This window comes from Micromonospora sp. DT31 (assembly GCF_049841795.1).
GTDB lineage: Bacteria > Actinomycetota > Actinomycetes > Mycobacteriales > Micromonosporaceae > Micromonospora.
In genome coordinates this window covers 15,046-30,417 of the sequence record NZ_JBNCKZ010000023.1, presented here as the reverse complement: position 1 = coordinate 30,417, position 15,372 = coordinate 15,046, and the positions used below count along the sequence as shown (strand labels likewise).

Annotated in this window: 16 protein-coding genes; all 16 read right to left on the bottom strand. The window is 73.4% G+C overall.

The window, feature by feature from the left end; translation table 11 throughout:
* Positions 1-32: 32 nt before the first annotated feature.
* Genes ACLQ2X_RS25770 through ACLQ2X_RS25695 form a run of 16 tightly spaced genes read right to left on the bottom strand, consistent with a single transcriptional unit; the run spans position 33 to position 15,360 of the window.
* Positions 33-248 (bottom strand): ferredoxin, encoded by a 216-nt coding sequence (locus tag ACLQ2X_RS25770; RefSeq protein ID WP_425683660.1) that lies wholly within the window; start codon positions 246-248, stop codon positions 33-35.
* On the bottom strand, positions 245-1,336 hold the full coding sequence (locus ACLQ2X_RS25765) for an aminotransferase class V-fold PLP-dependent enzyme (RefSeq protein WP_425683659.1): 1,092 nt from the start codon (positions 1,334-1,336) through the stop codon (positions 245-247). The genes ACLQ2X_RS25770 and ACLQ2X_RS25765 overlap by 4 nt, the downstream gene beginning before the upstream one ends.
* Positions 1,333-2,532: a cytochrome P450 gene (locus ACLQ2X_RS25760; RefSeq protein WP_425683658.1), complete on the bottom strand. Its 1,200-nt coding sequence runs from the start codon at positions 2,530-2,532 to the stop codon at positions 1,333-1,335. The genes ACLQ2X_RS25765 and ACLQ2X_RS25760 overlap by 4 nt, the downstream gene beginning before the upstream one ends.
* The gene (locus tag ACLQ2X_RS25755; protein WP_425683657.1) at positions 2,529-3,305 is read right to left on the bottom strand and encodes an SRPBCC family protein; all 777 of its coding nucleotides are present in this window, start codon (positions 3,303-3,305) and stop codon (positions 2,529-2,531) included. The genes ACLQ2X_RS25760 and ACLQ2X_RS25755 overlap by 4 nt, the downstream gene beginning before the upstream one ends.
* Positions 3,302-3,973, bottom strand: coding sequence for a CatB-related O-acetyltransferase (locus ACLQ2X_RS25750; RefSeq protein WP_425683656.1), 672 nt, complete (start codon positions 3,971-3,973; stop codon positions 3,302-3,304). Before ACLQ2X_RS25750 ends, ACLQ2X_RS25755 begins: the two co-directional genes overlap by 4 nt.
* Positions 3,973-5,382 (bottom strand): carotenoid oxygenase family protein, encoded by a 1,410-nt coding sequence (locus ACLQ2X_RS25745; RefSeq protein WP_425683655.1) that lies wholly within the window; start codon positions 5,380-5,382, stop codon positions 3,973-3,975. Before ACLQ2X_RS25745 ends, ACLQ2X_RS25750 begins: the two co-directional genes overlap by 1 nt.
* On the bottom strand, positions 5,379-6,653 hold the full coding sequence (locus ACLQ2X_RS25740) for an ATP-grasp domain-containing protein (RefSeq protein ID WP_425683654.1): 1,275 nt from the start codon (positions 6,651-6,653) through the stop codon (positions 5,379-5,381). The genes ACLQ2X_RS25745 and ACLQ2X_RS25740 overlap by 4 nt, the downstream gene beginning before the upstream one ends.
* 12 nt (positions 6,654-6,665) lie before the next feature.
* Positions 6,666-8,483 carry an asparagine synthase (glutamine-hydrolyzing) gene (gene asnB / locus ACLQ2X_RS25735; protein WP_425683653.1) on the bottom strand — a complete coding sequence of 606 codons (1,818 nt, stop codon included), beginning with the start codon at positions 8,481-8,483 and terminating at the stop codon, positions 6,666-6,668.
* Between the two features lie 10 nt (positions 8,484-8,493).
* Complete coding sequence (locus ACLQ2X_RS25730; protein ID WP_425683652.1) at positions 8,494-8,916, bottom strand: metal-sulfur cluster assembly factor; 423 nt, start codon at positions 8,914-8,916, stop codon at positions 8,494-8,496.
* On the bottom strand, positions 8,913-9,968 hold the full coding sequence (locus tag ACLQ2X_RS25725; RefSeq protein WP_425683651.1) for an amidohydrolase family protein: 1,056 nt from the start codon (positions 9,966-9,968) through the stop codon (positions 8,913-8,915). The genes ACLQ2X_RS25730 and ACLQ2X_RS25725 overlap by 4 nt, the downstream gene beginning before the upstream one ends.
* Positions 9,969-9,982: 14 nt before the next feature.
* On the bottom strand, positions 9,983-10,738 hold the full coding sequence (locus tag ACLQ2X_RS25720; protein WP_425683650.1) for an SDR family NAD(P)-dependent oxidoreductase: 756 nt from the start codon (positions 10,736-10,738) through the stop codon (positions 9,983-9,985).
* Positions 10,735-11,103 (bottom strand): hypothetical protein, encoded by a 369-nt coding sequence (locus ACLQ2X_RS25715; protein WP_425683649.1) that lies wholly within the window; start codon positions 11,101-11,103, stop codon positions 10,735-10,737. The genes ACLQ2X_RS25720 and ACLQ2X_RS25715 overlap by 4 nt, the downstream gene beginning before the upstream one ends.
* On the bottom strand, positions 11,100-13,526 hold the full coding sequence (locus tag ACLQ2X_RS25710; RefSeq protein WP_425683692.1) for a beta-ketoacyl-[acyl-carrier-protein] synthase family protein: 2,427 nt from the start codon (positions 13,524-13,526) through the stop codon (positions 11,100-11,102). Before ACLQ2X_RS25710 ends, ACLQ2X_RS25715 begins: the two co-directional genes overlap by 4 nt.
* A 30-nt stretch (positions 13,527-13,556) precedes the next feature.
* Entirely contained in the window at positions 13,557-14,570 is a 1,014-nt protein-coding gene (locus ACLQ2X_RS25705) for a glycine cleavage T C-terminal barrel domain-containing protein (RefSeq protein ID WP_425683648.1), read from the bottom strand.
* Entirely contained in the window at positions 14,567-15,076 is a 510-nt protein-coding gene (gene fabZ, locus ACLQ2X_RS25700; protein WP_425683647.1) for a 3-hydroxyacyl-ACP dehydratase FabZ, read from the bottom strand. Before fabZ ends, ACLQ2X_RS25705 begins: the two co-directional genes overlap by 4 nt.
* Positions 15,073-15,360, bottom strand: coding sequence for a phosphopantetheine-binding protein (locus ACLQ2X_RS25695; protein ID WP_425683646.1), 288 nt, complete (start codon positions 15,358-15,360; stop codon positions 15,073-15,075). The genes fabZ and ACLQ2X_RS25695 overlap by 4 nt, the downstream gene beginning before the upstream one ends.
* Positions 15,361-15,372: the final 12 nt, after the last annotated feature.

Sequence of the window (15,372 nt, the reverse complement as noted above, 5' to 3'; positions counted from 1 at the left end):
GTGCTCATGACTGCCTCGGTCGACACTAACGGTCAGGGGTGCAGCACACGGCCCGTCGCCAGATCCGTCACCGAGATCGCCTCCATCGGACAGCACTCCGCCGCGGCCAGCACGTCGTCGTCGGGATCGACCGGGCCCTCCGGCGGCACCGAGCGGCCCTCCCGGTAGGCGAAATGGCCCGAGGCGAGCGCCGCGCAGACGCCGGAACCGGTGCAGCGCCCCACGTCGAGGGTGACCAGCCAGGTCATCGACGCCGCCACTCGGCGATGGCCGCGGCGGCCGCGTCCACGTCGGCCTCGCTGTTGAAGTAGTGGAACGAAAGCCGGACCGACCTGCCCCGGGCGGGGAAGATACGCCGGGCGTTGAGGAAGCGCGCCAGCCCCATCGGGTCGGCGTCCGGGACGTTGACGTACGGGCCGGTTGGCGCGGCGACACCCTCGATACGCTCGGCGGCGCGACGGGCCAGGGCGGTGACGTGCCGCTCGACCGCGGCCAGGTCCAGCCCGCCGATGAGGCCGAGGCCGGCGTTGGCGGCCAGTGCCGCGGGCAGGGTCGGCATCGTCACCTGGTAGCGGCGGGCGTCGGGCGGGTAGTCGACGGCGAAGGGATCGAACGCGAGCGGGTTCGTCCGGCCGAAGAATCCGGTGAGCTGCGGGTCCAGGTCGTCGGCGACACCGTCGCGGGCGTACAGGAACGCGATGCCGGGCAGGCCGAGCAGGTATTTCATGGTGCCCGAGACGAGGAAGTCGCAGCCGAGCGCGGCCACGTCCACCGGAAGGACACCGACGGCCTGGTACGCGTCCACGAACGTCAGCGCACCGGCCGCCCGGGCCCGCGCCACGACGTCACCGACGGGCAGCGTGGCGCCGGTCCGGTAGGACACCAGCGGCACGGAGACCAGCCCGGTGCGCTCGTCGGCGTCGAACGGCCCGGTCTCGGGCACGTAGCGCAGCGTCGCCCCCCGGGCCTGCTGCGCCGCCCAGATGTGCGCCACCGACGGATATTCGACGTCGGCGGCGACGATGCCCGGCCGGGTGGACCAGTCCCGGGTGGAGGCGACCTGGTAGGCGCCGATCGTGGCGCTGGGCACGACGGCGACCTGCGCGGGCTCGGCGTTGATCAGCGCGGCGAACGCGTCCCGGGCCTGGAGCACCTGGCCCAGCCAGAAGTCCCACGGGGTGGGGTCCTCGCGCAGCACGTCGAGCATGCGGGCCATCGCCTCGTCGAGCGCGGCCGACCGTGGGCCCAGGCTGCAACTGGCCAGGTGTACCACGTCGTCGAGAATCGGGAACCGGGCGCGGAACCCGGCCGAGGTGGGCATGGCGACGGCGGTCATGCGCGCTCCCAGGTGACGGGCAGGGTGGCCGGGCCGGCGGCGGTGATCCGGAAGTCCCACGGGACGTCGACCGGCGCTACGGTGAGCCGCACCCCCGGCAGGCGGTCGAGGACGGCGGCCAGCGCCAGCTCCAGCTCCAGCCGGGCCAGGGCCGCGCCGAGGCACCGGTGCGGGCCGTGCCCGAAGGCGGTGTGCTGGGTGCCCTCGCGGGTCACGTCGAACCGCTCCGGGTCGGTGAAGCGCCGCGGATCGCGGTCGGCGGACTGCCGGATCACCAGGACGGTCGCGCCCTTGGGGATGGTGACGCCGCCGACCTCCACGTCCTCGGTCGCGTAGCGGGGCGAGCCGAAGCCGCTGTCGAGGGAGGCGTACCGGAGGATCTCGTCGAGCGCCTGCGGGATCCGGGCCGGCTCCGCACGCAGCGCGGCCAACTGGTCCGGGTGGGCGAAGAGGACCAGCAGCGCCTTGCCGATCTGGGCGACGGTGCTCTCGTAGCCGCCGATGAGCATGGCGAGGATGGTGGCGATCAGCTCCTCGGTGGACAGCCGGCCGTCCTCTCCGTCGTGCACGGCGACGAGGCCGCTGAGCAGGTCGTCACCGGGAACACGCCGCTTGGCCGCGATGAGGTCCGCGGAGAACTGCGCCATCGCGGCGAAGGCGGCGCCCTTCTCCGCCTCGGTGGCGTCATTGATGGTGAGCCCGGTGTCGGCGAGCTTGCGGAAGGGCTCGTGGTCGGCGGCGTCGATGCCGAACAGCTCGCAGATCACCGAGATGGACAGCGGGTACGCGAGCGCCTCGACCAGATCGGCCCGGCGGGTGCCGGCGACGATGTCGTCGAGCAGGCCGTCCACGATGTCCTGCACCCGAAGGCGCATGCTCTCCACGTGGCGGGGCGTGAACGCCCGCGATACGAGTCGCCGCCACCGGGTGTGGGCGGGCGGGTCGACGAACGGGCTGGACACCTGCCGGGTGGGCACACCCGGGATGAGCCGCGCGGCGTCCGGACGGAAGATGTTGCGGCTGAACCGCCGGTCACCGAAGACGGCCCGCACGTCGTCGTAGCGGGTGACGAGCCAGACGTGGTCGCCGGTCGCCACCCGCACCCGGACCACGGGCTGCTCGTCGCGGAGCCAGGCGAACTCGGCGGGCAGGTCGAACAGGCCGGGCCGGGTGAACGGGTAGTCGAGGGTGGTCACGGCCGCTCCCCCTCGACCAGCTTCTTCAGGGCGGCCAGGGAGGTGTGGATTCCCGCGTACAGGGCGGGGCTGAACTCCAGACCGAAGGCGTCGAGGGCGGCCCGCGGCACGGTGGCCCGGTGCACGACGCGGGTCGCGCCGCCGTCGAGGGGTTCCAGGGTGTGCTCCAGTTTCAACACGCCACCGGGCACCACCTCGGTCTCGGAGACATACCCGGCGTCGGGGCGCACGTCGACCAGCCGGAACGGCATCGCCGGCCGCGACCCGGGCGTGAGCCGGCCGGTGGTGCCGGTGGCGAACGGCCCGTCCAGATCGACCTTCGCGACCTCGTGCTTCCACCGCGGCCAGCGCGCGGTGTCGGCGTACCGCGCCCAGACGGCGGCCGGCGGGGCGGCGATGTCGATGCTGGGCGCGTAGTCCCAGGCCCGCATCACGGGTCGAACCTCGACACAACCCAGCCCGTCGGGCATCGGGTAGAGCTTCGCCAACTCCAGCGCCTCGTCCAGGTCGCGGCAGTCCACGAGGTAGAAACCCGCCAGCGCCTCCTCGGTCTGCGCGAACGGGCCCGGCGTGACGCGCGGCGTGCCGTCCACCGGTCGCACGGTCCACGCCGTGTGGCTCGGGTCGAGACCCCGGGTGGCGAGGACGTCGGCCCGCTTCTCCAGGACCTCGTGGTTGTAGTGGACGTGCCGCTCCACGAGGCCGTTGCGCTCGTCGCGGTTCATCGAGGCGATGGCCCGCTCGTCGCTGTAGAACAGGAAAACGAAGATCATGGTGCCTCCCCTGCCGGGACGACCGCCTCGAGCGCGTCGAGGTCGTCGCCCATGATGAGCTTGATGTGCCGGGTGACCAGCTCCCGTGGCCACGTCCACCAGGCGATGCGCAGAAGCCGCTCGACCTGGTCGTCCGGAAAGCGCATGCGGACCACCCGGGCCGGATTGCCGGCGGCGATGCTGTACGGCGGCAGGTCGTGGGTGACCACCGCGCGGGACGCGACGATCGCGCCGTCACCGATGCGCACGCCGGGCATGACCAGCGCCTGGTACCCGAACCACACGTCGTTGCCGACCACCGTGTCGCCGCGGAAGCCACGGGCGGCGAACAGGTCCATCTCGGCCAGCCAGTCGCCGCCGAACATCGGGAACGGGTAGGTCGACAACCCGTCCATGACATGGTTGGCGGCGCCCATCAGGAAGCGCACCTCGCGGGCGATCGCCGTGTACGCCCCGATGACGAGCCGGTCCGGCCCGTAGTGGAAGAGCACGTTGTTCCGCTCGAATCCGGTCGGGTCCACCGGATCGGCGTAGTAGGTGTAGTCGCCGACCTCGGTGAACGGGCTCTCCACGAGCGGCTTGAGGAAGACCAGCGGCCAGCCCTGGGCGCGGCCGTGGTTCGGCCCGTACACGGGTGGGTGGATGCGGTGGGGGTCGGGCGCGGGCATCAGTGCTCCTGTCGGGCGAACTGGCCGTGGAATCCGAACGGGATGACGTGCGGGACGTCGGCGCGGGCCAGTTCGGTGAAGGTGGCGCCGTCGAGCACCACGAGCGTGGAGGCCCCGCGCCGGGCGTCCAGCACGACGGAGAGCACGACACCGTCGTCCTCGGCCGCGGCCGTCGGGGCGGGCACGAACACGGGCTCGCCGGGATAGCCGCCCTCCGCCCGCCACACCGTCGTCCGGCCGGTGGTGACGTCGAGCTTCACCAGCTGGTCGAGGAAGTTCGCACCCGTGGGGTCGGCCGCGCCGACACCGTAGGCGTACCGGTAGGGCCGGCCGTTGTGCGCGCCGTAGTGGATGCGTGGCAGCTCGAACGGCTCGTCGCTGAGGCGGCGCACGGTCACCTCGCCGGCCCCCAGCGGAACCGTGTAGCGGGTCGCCCAGGACACCGGCACCGGACGGCCGGCCCGCAGCGCGTCCACGTACAGCGCGGACACGATGGCCGCGTCGTCGAAGGCGCACAGGTCCATGACCACGGTGTCGCCGTCGTCGTACGCGTTGATGTGGTGGAACGCGAACGCGGCCGGCGCGGTGTGCTCGGCGACCACGCCGCCGCCGGCGGCGTCGAGCACCACGACACGTAGCCCCTCCTCCGGCCGCCACGCGTAGTTCTCGATGAACGGTCGACCGCGCAGCAGGAACGACAGGGGGTTGACGACGAGCGGGAACACCGCCAGCACGATGTGCCGCCGCGTGACCGCGAAGCTGTGCACGTAGCCGGGCTTCTCGGTGCGGTACCGGCCGATCACCTCGCCGGCCGCCGCGGACGGCGGACGGCGGTAGAACTGGTACTCGCTGTGGCGGCCGAACCTGAGCACGTAGTTGACGAGGTCCCCGCCGTCGGGCAGGGCGTGCGGGTGCGCGGTCGTGAGCGTCCCGTCGATGCCGGCCGAATAGTCGGTGACGCCGAGGGTGTCGAGGGTCCGCGGGTCGAACGTCACCGCCAGCGGCACCTCGCTGACCGCTGCCGGTTCCCCGCCGACGGTGGTGACGTTGACGCAGGCGTTGGCGGACGGCCGGCGGTGGAAGCGGCTGAAGAACCGACCGAACAGGGAGCCGCACGGGTCGGTGGCGAACTCGGTGTACCCGATGCGACCGCGCTCGCGAAGGGACCGCAGGCTCGGGGTGTCGAGCAGCCGGTTGGTGTACCGGACTCCACCGTCGCCGATGGCGAAGCGGTGCAGCATGGCCTGCCCGTCGAACCAGTGCCGCAGCGACCGTCCGCCGTGCTCGAAGACGGCGGGGCCGTTGCGGACCAGGGTGCCGGCCAGCCAGTCCGGCAGTCGCCCGCGTACCGGCAGCGCCGCGGCGACCTCCGCGTCGAGCGTGTCGAATCCCGCCCGGTAGTCGGTCATGAGCCGGCTCCGGTGGTGGCGTAGCGGCCCCGGACGGTACGCATGACGTCCTGCCACATCCGGACCGCCTCGGCGGGCGTGTCGCAGGTGCCGAGGACGGCGGCGATCATCGTGTCCTGGAAGCGGTCGGTACGACCCGCGCCCGCCGCGAGCCGGATGACCGCGCGCACGCCGGGCAGCGCCTCGACGTCGGCGAGGCCGTCGACGCCGAGCACCTCGACGCCGACCGGGTGCTGCGGCGCGACGAACACCGCCCGGCGGGCCGCGACGACGTCCTCGTCCGGCAACCGGCCGAGGGCGGCGCGACCGGCGACGGCCACCAGGTCGACGCCGGTGGCCAACGGAACCAGGTAGGGCAGCGCCCCGCCGGCCCGGGCGTTGACCTCGATCACGACCGGCCCGCCCGCGGTGAGCATGAGCTCGACGTGCGCCAGACCGTGCCGGAAGCCGAGTGCGGTGAGCGCGTCGGTGGCCACCGCCGTGATCCGGGCGGTCTGGGCGGGCGCCAGCCCGGACGGGAACATCATGCCGGTCTCCAGCACCGGCGGCGCCAGCGGGAACCGGTCGGTGACCCCCAGGTGCCGGTACTCGCCGTCCACCGCGACGGTCTCGACGCTGACGTACGGCGCGAAGCCCGGCTCGGCCTGCCAGGACACGTCCCCGACCAGCAGCTCCTCCAGGATGAACGCGGTGTCCGCGGCGACGGCGCCGCCGACGAGCGCGCGGGCGTCGAACGCCTCCCGCAGTCGGTCGCGCAGCTCGTCCGCGGTGGCCACCGGGAACGCGAGGGCACTGCCGCTGCCGCGGGTCGGCTTGAGGATCGCCGGCAGGCCGACCTCGGTCAGCGCCGCGTCCGCCTGTACCGGACTGGTGATCTCCGCGTACCTGGGCACCCGCAGCCCGCCGGCGGCGAGGGCCTTGCGCTGCAGGAACTTGTCGCGGAACACCTCCACCGAGGCGACCGGCTGCCCCGGCAGGTCGGCGGCGTCGGCGAACCGGGCGGTGTCGACGAGCATGTCGTCGCTGAACGTCAGCGCACCGTCGACCGGGTGGCGGCGGGCGTGCCGCAGGGCCGCCGCCACCAGGTCGTCCCGGTGCGGCACCCGGATCAGGTCGTGGTGGGGCACGGTCTCGTCGAGCCGGTCGGCGCGCCCGGCCAGCACATCGTCGCTGACCGCCAGCACCACGTCCGCGAACGCCGCCAGCGGCGTGCAGACGTCCGCGACGCGCACGCCGCGGGTGCCCACGAAGAGCATCAGTTTCGGTCGCATGAGCCTCCCCCTTCACACACTCGCGAGCACCCGGACGCGGTAGTCCCGCAGCCAGGCGTCGACCTGAACCAGATAGGCCAGTGCCATCCGCTGCATCCACGGCGGCCGGCGGCTGTCGCCGGACGCCAGGGCGCGCACCCGGTCGGCGTCCAGCAGCGGCCCGACGGCCGAGTCACCGTCGAGCAGCGCGAGGGCCCGACGGCGCACCTCGGCGTCGTATCCGGCGTCCGCCGTCACCGGGAACATGCTCTTGGGTCGGGCGGCGAGCCGGGGCGGCAGCAGCGGGGCGACCGCGTCGCGCAGCAGACCCTTGGGCCGGCCATCCGGGCACTTGACGTCCCACGGGACGTTCCACGCGTACTCGACGAGCCGGTGGTCGCAGAACGGCACCCGCACCTCCAGGCCGACGGCCATGCTCATCCGGTCCTTACGGTCGAGCAGCACCGGCAGGAAACGGGTCAGCGCGAGATAGCTGACCTCCCGCATCCGGGCGTCGCGCGCCGACTCGCCGGCAAGGCGCGGCACCTCGGCGCGGGCGTCGGCGTACCGGTCGGCGACGTACTCGGCGGGACGCACGGCGGCCCGCAGGTCGGGGGCGAGCACGTTGGCCAGTCCCGTGTCGTCCATCAACCAGGGGAAGCCGTCACGGCCGATCGCGGCCGGGTCGTGGAACCACGCGTAGCCGCCGAACACCTCGTCGGCCGACTCCCCGGACAGTGCCACGGTGGACCGGCCGGCGATGGCCTGGAACAGCAGGTACAGCGAGGCGTCGAGGTCGCCCAGGCAGGGCCGGTCCCGCGCCCGGGTGGCCCGGGCCTGGATGTCGAGCAGGTCGGGCGGGTCGAGCAGCACGTCGGTGTGCCGGCAGCCCAGGTGCGCGACCAGCTCCCGCACGTACGGCGCGTCCAACTCGGGCCGGTTGCGGTCGGCGACGAACGCCTCGCCGCTGCCCTTGAAGTCGACGGAGAACGTGACCAGTTCCCCCGTGCCCTGCCGGCGCAGCGCGGCCGACGCCATCGCCGCGACCGCGCTGGAGTCGACGCCGCCGGAGACCAGCGCGCAGAGCGGCACGTCGGAGACGAGCTGGCGGCGCACCGTGTCGGCGAGGATCTCCCGGACGGTCCCCTCGGTGGTGACCCGGTCGTCGACGTGCGGCGCGCTGACCAGCGACCAGTAGCGGTGGACCCGCACGCCGCCGCGGTCGACGGTGACGGTGTGGCCCGCGGGCACCTCGAACAGGTCGCGCAACGCCGACCGGCCCGGGGTGTGCCCCCCGAAGAGGGCGAAGAGCTCAGCCAGCCCTTCCGTGTCGACGACCGGGGTGAACAGCGGGTTGGCCAGCACCGCCTTCGGCTCGGAGCCGAACAACGCACCGCCGTCGTACGGGTGGTAGTAGAGCGGCTTCACGCCGAGCCGGTCGCGGGCCAGCAGCAGCCGGTCGTGCCGGCCGTCCCAGACGGCGAACGCGTACATGCCGTTGAACCGCTCGACACAGGACTCGCCCCACTGCAGGTACGACCGGAGCACCACCTCGGTGTCGGATCGGGTGCGGAACTGGTGCCCGTGCCCCCGCAACTGCTCGCGCAGCTCGGCGAAGTTGTACAGCTCCCCGCTGTAGGTCAGCGCCACGGCGCCCTCGGTCATCGGCTGGCGACCGCCCTCCACGTCGATGATCGCGAGTCGGCGGTGCCCGATGGCCGCCCGCGGCGTCAGCCACAGGCCGGCGTCGTCGGGGCCACGGCAGGCCATCGTCTCCGTCATCGCCGCCGCGGTGTGGCGTTCGGCGGTCAGGTCCCGGTGGAAGTCCACCCAGCCCGCGATTCCGCACACGACGTCCTCCTCACTGCCCGGACTGACCGGGCACGGTGATCTGGAACAGGTCACTGGCGCGACGCAACTCGGCGGCGCGGCGGGCCTCCAGTCGGTCACGCCCACCGGGGCTCATCGCCGCGGGACTCCACGGCGTGACGGTGTCGATCTGCACGTCCACGGCGGTCACCCCGGGCACGGCGCCCACCCGCGTCTCGACCGCTTGCATGATCGTGTGCACCGCCATGCAGAACGGCACGGTGAGGCTGACCCGCACGGTCACCCGGCCGGTGTCGTCGGCGCTGACGTCCCGGACCAGGCCGAGGTCGGGCAGGCTCAACGGACGCTGCCAGGCCTGGCTGCACGGGTCGTACACCTCGTGCAACGCGGCCCGCGCGGCGTGCTCCACCGGGCCGGCGGCCGGCCCGGCGGTTCGGGGGGCGTGCCCGCTCACGCGGCGGCCCGCCAGGCGCTGAACGGCTCGCGCAGGTCGCCGCCGGCGAACTCGTCGTCGGCGACGGCCTTGGTGATCTGCGTGAGGTCGAGGCCGGCCATCCGGGCGTAGTTGCGGCCGAGGATGTCGGCCTTCTGCGCGGCCGTGAACTGACCGATGCGGTACCGGTCCAGCAGTTCCTCGGGGAACGTCATACCGGCGATCGCCTCGATGATCGGCTGTGGGTGGAAGTGCAGGCCGCCCGAGGCGAACAGGATCCGGTCGTGCCCGGCGAAGCCGATGAACTGGGCGAGCGCGTCGCGGACGAACCCGAAACCGCGCTCCAGGAACGCCGAGCTGATCTCCAGGTTGGCGTAGACGTTACGCAGGCGGGTGAGGGCCATCGTCACCTCGTCGACGAACGGCAGCATCCCGGCGTGCACGATCTCGAAGTCGAGCTGCGGGTACCGGATGGCCGCGCGCTCCAGGTCGTCGATCCGGTAAGGGTCCAGCGGGGTCAGCCCGTTCGGCACCACCTTGTGCACGGCGATCACCTTGAGGCCCAGCTCGATCGCCGTCTCGAAGATGGGCTGCACCGCCGGGTCGTCCATGCGCCAGCTGCGGTCGGGGGTGCCCGAGTCGGGATAGAGCTTCACACCGATGGTGCCGGGCAACCGTTCGACCTGCTCGCGCAGCTCCCGCAGGCAGGTCTCGACGCCGTCGAGCGGGTTCACCCCGGCGTAGGTGATGAACCGGTGCGGCCAACGCCGGACGAGTTCGGCGCTCTTCTCCTCACGGACCAGTCCGTCGACGAAGAGGCTGTCCAGGCGCAGCCGGTGGTGCACGCCGACGTCCACCACGGACTCTTCGAACAGGGTGTGGGCCAGCACCTCCGGCGACCAGTCGGAGCAGAAGGTGGCCCGGTCGACGCGGGCGTGCGGCGCCGCGCAGCGGGCATGCATCCCGTACAGCACCTCCCGGAAGACGGCGGAGTACCGCCCGGGGCGCAGGTTGGTGTCGGAGAGGTTGTAGGTGTGCGTGGTGGCGTCGATGACCACGGATCCGTCGAGCACGGTGCCGCCTTCCTCTAGCGCGCGGTGTAGCCGCCGTCCACGGCCAGCGCCGTGCCGGTGATGTAGGACGCCTCGTGGGAGGCGAGGAAGAGGACCGCCGCGGCGACCTCCTCCGGCTGGGCGGGCCGGCCCAGCGGGGTGCCGGCGACGAGCCCGCCGGCCAGCTCGTCGGGGAGCGCGTCGGTCATCGCCGTCGCCACCGTTCCGGGGCAGACCGCGTTGACCCGGACCCCACGCGACGCGTACTCGACGGCCGCGGTGGCGGTCATCGCGCGGATCGCGCCCTTGGCGGCGTGGTAGGCGATCGCGCCGCCCGAGCCGACGAGCGCGAACACCGACGCCACGTTGACCACGGCGCCGCCGCCGGCGAACGTCATGGCGGGCATGACGGCGCGCATGCCCAGCCAGGTGCCGCGCTGGTTCACCCCGACGACGCGGTCCCAGTCGGCCTCGGTGCCGGCGTCGACGCCGCCGACCGCCAGCACGCCCGCGTTGTTGACAAGCGTGTCGGGATAGCCGAAGCGGCGGCGGGCGAGCTGCACGGCGCGGGTCCAGTCCGCCGGCGCCGTGACGTCCAGACGCCGGCTGGCGGCCCGGCCGGGAAGGCCCGCCCCCGCCAACTGCTTGACCAGGGCGGCGGCCGCCTCGCCGTCGACGTCGGTGACGAGCACCCCGGCGCCCTCGGCGAGGAACCGCTCGCACACCGCCCGTCCGATACCGCCGGCCGCGCCGGTGACGATGGCGATCCGGCCGGACATCCGCCCGCTCACGACCACCGCCGCCCGGCGGCTCCGGGCCAGGCCAGGGCCGCGGCGTGGCCGGCCGCGTGGGTCAGCGACACCCCGGGCGCGCTGAGGCCGCGCTGCGCGCACCAGGCCGCCAGGCCGCCGCCGAGACGCAGCACCGGCCGGGTGCCCTCCGGCCGCTCGACGGCCAGCTCACTCCACGGCGGTTCGTCCGGCCAGCCGAGGCTCGCCAGCGCCGCCAGCTTGGCCAGCCGGCGCGCCGCCAGGTGCTCGGCGCCCCGTCCCCGCCCCGCCGCGTAGGCCCGCTCCGCCGGCGTGAGCCACGCCGACCAGGCGGGGTCGGCCGGGTCCGGCGCGCTGGGGCCGATGATCAACGGCAGCATCGTCACCCCGCCCAACCGGCCAGGACGACGGAGGCGTAGGTCCCACCCCAGTTCGCGGCGGTGACGACGCAGGCGCCGGCCGGGTCGGCCACGGTGGCGCCGAGGTACGGGGCGGCCTCCGGCAGCGGGTCGGTCACCCCGGCGACGGGCGGCGCCCAGCCGGAGGTCACCGTCTCCAGGGCTGCCACCACCGACAGCAGGGACGTGGTGCTGTGCAGGTGGCCGACGTGCCCGCCGATGTTGGCCAGGCGCACAGCGCCCGGCGCCCACACCCGGCCGACCGCACGGGCCTCCGCCCGGTCGAGGGTACGGGTGCCCCGGGCGTCCCCGTACACGGTGCCGACCGCCTCCGGGGCGAGCCCGCCGTCGGCGAGCGCGCGGCGGAAGCTCTCCGCCCACGCCTCGCCGTCGGGCGCGTTGCCGGCGACCCGGTACGCGTCCGAGGTGACCGCGTGCCCCGTCACCTCGGCCAGAATCGAGGCGCCCCGGGCCTGCGCGTGTTCGAGCGATTCCAGCACCAGTGTCACCCCGCCGGCGCCCAGCGCCACTCCGGACGCCTCGCGCTGGTACGGCCGCACCGCGTCGCCGGCCAGGAGGCCGAGCCGGTCGTAGCCGAGGTGCAGCAGCGGGGTCAGCTCGTCGGCGCTGACCGCCAGCATCGCGTCGGCCTCGCCGGTGCGGATCAGGTCCGCGGCGTAGCCCAGGCCGGCCAGGCCGGACGCGCACCCGGTGGCCAGGGTGGACAGCGGGCCGCGCAGTTGCAGTGACAGGCAGGCGTGCCCCGCCGCCGCGTTCATCACCGAGTTCGGGAACAGCCTCGGATTGACCCGGTCGGGGCCCTGCGTGCCGATCGTCTCGGTCAGCTTCGCGACCGTCTCCAGCGGGCCGGTGAACGTGCCGAACACCATGCCGACCCGTTCGCCGTTGTCCCGGGTGACGGCCAGCCCCGCGTCCCGCAACGCCATCCGCCCCGAGGCCAGCACCAGCATGCCCAGCTGGTCCAGGCGCCGGGCGTACGCCGGATCGACGAGCCGGCGGTAGCTCGCCGCCGGAACCTCGGCGACCAGGTCGCGCCCCGCGCCGGCGGTGTCGGTCTCCTTCGCCGACATGATCGCGACGGTGCCGTCGCGCAGGGCGTCGAGGAACGTGACGCGGCCGTTGCCCAGCGGCGAGACCAGTCCGACCCCGGTGACGACGACCCGGCGCCGCGGCGGCAGGGGCGGGTTCCCCTGCTCGCGGCCGAACACCAGGGCGCAGTTGTTGCCCCCGAACGCGAACGAGTTCGACACCACGACGTCGACGTCGGCGGGCCGGGCGATCGTCGGCACGATGTCCCGGGTCAGCGCGGCGGGGTCGGCCACGTTGACCGTCGGTGGCAGGACACCGTCGCGCAGGGCCAGCACACACACGGCCGCCTCGATCGCGCCGGCCGCGCCGAGCGTGTGCCCGATCTGCGACTTGGTGCTGCTCATCGGCGGGGGCGCCCCCTCGAACAACGCATCCGCGGCCTTGGTCTCGGCGCTGTCGTTGGCGGGGGTGCCGGTGCCGTGCCCGTTGACGTAGTCCACGTCGGCGGGGGCGAGCCCGGCCTGGGCCAGGGCCCGGCTCATCGCCCGCCGGGCGCCGCTGCCCGCCGGGTCGGGGGCGGTGGCGTGGTGGGCGTCGCTGCTGAGCGCGTACCCGCGCAGGTGGGCGACGACTGTGGCACCGCGGGCGGCGGCTGCCGAGGCGCTCTCCAGGACCAGCACGGCCGCGCCTTCGCCGATGTTCAACCCGGTGCTGCGCGAGTACGGTGCGCAGGGCTGCTCGTCCAGCGCCTTGAGGCTGTCGAAGCCGGCCAGCGACAGGATGTCCAGCACGTCGACGCCGCCGGCGAGCATCACGTCGGCGCGGCCGTTGCGGATGGCGTCCATCGCCCAGCCGATCGAGTTGGCGCCGGCCGCGCAGGCGTTGGAGATGACCACCTTGGGGCCCTTGGCCCCGTACGCGGCGCTGACCGCGTCGGCGGCGGTGTAGAGGGGATATACCAGCAGGTGGTGGCGTCGGGTGGCGGCCGGTCCTCCGGCGAGCAGTTCCCAGTGGAACTGCTCGCCCTCGTCGAGGCCACCGACGGAGGTGCCCAGCGCGACCCCGAAGCGGTACGGGTCGGCCTGCTCGGCGGGGAGCCGGGCCGCGGCGACCGCCTCGTGCGCCGCGGCCAGCGCCAGCCGGGTGGCCCGGTCGGCGCGGCCCTTGGGGCGGTGCACCGGCAGCGGTACCTCCCCCAGCTCACCGGAGTAGTGGCAGCTCAGCTTCGACACGTCCAACCGCTCGGTGAGCCGGATGCCGCTGCGGCCGTCCCGGACCGCCTTCCAGACCTGTTCGGTGCCGTCGCCGAGTGCGCAGCTGACCGCCACCCCGGTTACCACGACCTGTTCGGGTGCCTGCATGTCGTTCACCTCCTCCATCGTGTGCGGGGTCTATTCGAGCGGGATGCCGAAGCTGGTGGCGACGAGGAACGGCGCCGAGACGGTGCGCGCCGGCGCGCCGCCTGCGGTCAGCTCCAGGCCGGACGCGGCCACGGCGGTGTCCACCCGGGCCACACCGACGACCCGTTCCAGGGTGGGTGAGAAGACGGCGTAGGCGACCTCGCCGATCTCGGTGTCGCCGGCGGTGACCGGCGTGCCGGGCGCCGGGAGGTCACCTGTGGTCTCGAAGCAGACCGGCAGGCGGGAGGTGCCGGCCGCCATCTTCTGGAAGATGGCGTCCTTGCCGGTGAACTCCTGGTTGGCGTCGACCATCCACTGCAGTCCCAGCTCGAACGGGGTACGGGCGGCCCCGCCGGACTCCTTCTCCAGGTTCACGAACCGGGTCTCCATGCGGCAGACGTCGACGGCCTCCCGGCTGATCTCCCGTGCGCCCAACGCGATCAGCTCGGCGCGCAGTTCACCGGCGGCCGCCGTGGGCACGTGGATCACGTAGCCGTACTCGCCCGTGACACCGGTGCGGCTGATGAGCAGCGGCGAGCCGTCGTGCTCGACGGTGACGAAGCTGCGGTACGCCATCGACGCCACCGGAAAGGCCAGGAACTTTTGGATGATCTTGAACGACTCGGGGCCCTCGATGCCGATCGTGGTCAGGTGCCCCCCGTCGTCGGTCACGGTCACGTCGGACTCGGCGGCCGCCGCGGCGACCAGCAAGTCCCGCGCGGCCGCGGCCTGCTCCGGCCAGACCTGCATCAGGTACTCCGTGCCCCGGCAGTGGACCAGCGCCTCGGCGGTCACGGTGCCGTCCTCGGCGAGCAGCAGCACACTGGAGATCTGGCCCTCCAGCAGGAAGTCGACGCCGCGGGTGCAGACCCGGCCGAGGAACGCGGCGGCGTGCGGGCCGGCCACCGTGAGCAGTGCCCCGCCGGGGTAGTCGACGAGGCCGGTCGCGCCGCGCAGCGCGCGGTACTCCTCCACGACGGAGTCGCTGATGGCGGTGAGAGTCATGTGGTCTCCTCGGATTCACGTTCGGTGACGGCCAACCGGGCGGTCAGGACGATGTCGCGGCCCACGGATGCCTGGCCGGTGACGGAGATGAGGCTGCCCATGCGGGTCCCGCTCTGGACGCGGAACAGCACCTGGTCGCCGGGGACCACGGGCTTGAGGAACTTCGCCTGGCGGATCTCGGCGAGGTAGCCGACCCGGTCGGCGACGTCGCCGACCACGTCGCCGGTGGCACGACTGGCCGCGGCGGTGCCGTAGACGACGGCGGCGAGCTGGGCGACACACTCGACCAGCAGGACGCCGGGGTAGATCATCCGGCCGGGGAAGTGCCCGGCGAGCACGGGGTCGGCGGCGCTGACGTTCTTGATCGCCTCGGCGCTCACCCCCGGGTCCAGCGCGACCACCCGGTCGAGCAGGAAGAACGGGTACCGGTGCGGCAACAGCCGGGCGATGTCGTCGGCGGACAGGATGGGGATCGACGGGGCGGGCGGGACGGCCAGGGTCGTCACGAGCGGTTGGCCTCGACGTGATCGACGAGCCGGTTGAGCGACAACAGGCTGTCCGTGTCGTCGTCGGTGATCATTACCCCGTACTGCTCCTCCACCGCCATGGCCAGTTCCAGCGTGTCGATCGAGTCGAGCTCCAGCCCGCGGCCGAACAGCGGTTGGTCGTCGCCGATGTGCGACGGTTGGACGTCGAGCACGAGCCGGTCCACGAGCAGTTCCTTGACGTCCGCGCACAACTGCTGGCGCTGCTGCGCCCGCTCCGCGACCGCATCGAGGGTGGTTGCCATGTGACTCCTTCG

What these genes read in the sequence shown, in the direction of transcription:
- ACLQ2X_RS25770 (WP_425683660.1), bottom strand. Translation starts at nt 248, where the DNA reads ATGACCTGGCTGGTCACCCTCGACGTGGGGCGCTGCACCGGTTCCGGC.
- ACLQ2X_RS25765 (WP_425683659.1), bottom strand. Translation starts at nt 1,336, where the DNA reads ATGACCGCCGTCGCCATGCCCACCTCGGCCGGGTTCCGCGCCCGGTTC.
- ACLQ2X_RS25755 (WP_425683657.1), bottom strand. Translation starts at nt 3,305, where the DNA reads ATGATCTTCGTTTTCCTGTTCTACAGCGACGAGCGGGCCATCGCCTCG.
- ACLQ2X_RS25750 (WP_425683656.1), bottom strand. Translation starts at nt 3,973, where the DNA reads ATGCCCGCGCCCGACCCCCACCGCATCCACCCACCCGTGTACGGGCCG.
- ACLQ2X_RS25745 (WP_425683655.1), bottom strand. Translation starts at nt 5,382, where the DNA reads ATGACCGACTACCGGGCGGGATTCGACACGCTCGACGCGGAGGTCGCC.
- ACLQ2X_RS25740 (WP_425683654.1), bottom strand. Translation starts at nt 6,653, where the DNA reads ATGCGACCGAAACTGATGCTCTTCGTGGGCACCCGCGGCGTGCGCGTC.
- ACLQ2X_RS25710 (WP_425683692.1), bottom strand. Translation starts at nt 13,526, where the DNA reads ATGCAGGCACCCGAACAGGTCGTGGTAACCGGGGTGGCGGTCAGCTGC.
- ACLQ2X_RS25705 (WP_425683648.1), bottom strand. Translation starts at nt 14,570, where the DNA reads ATGACTCTCACCGCCATCAGCGACTCCGTCGTGGAGGAGTACCGCGCG.
- ACLQ2X_RS25695 (WP_425683646.1), bottom strand. Translation starts at nt 15,360, where the DNA reads ATGGCAACCACCCTCGATGCGGTCGCGGAGCGGGCGCAGCAGCGCCAG.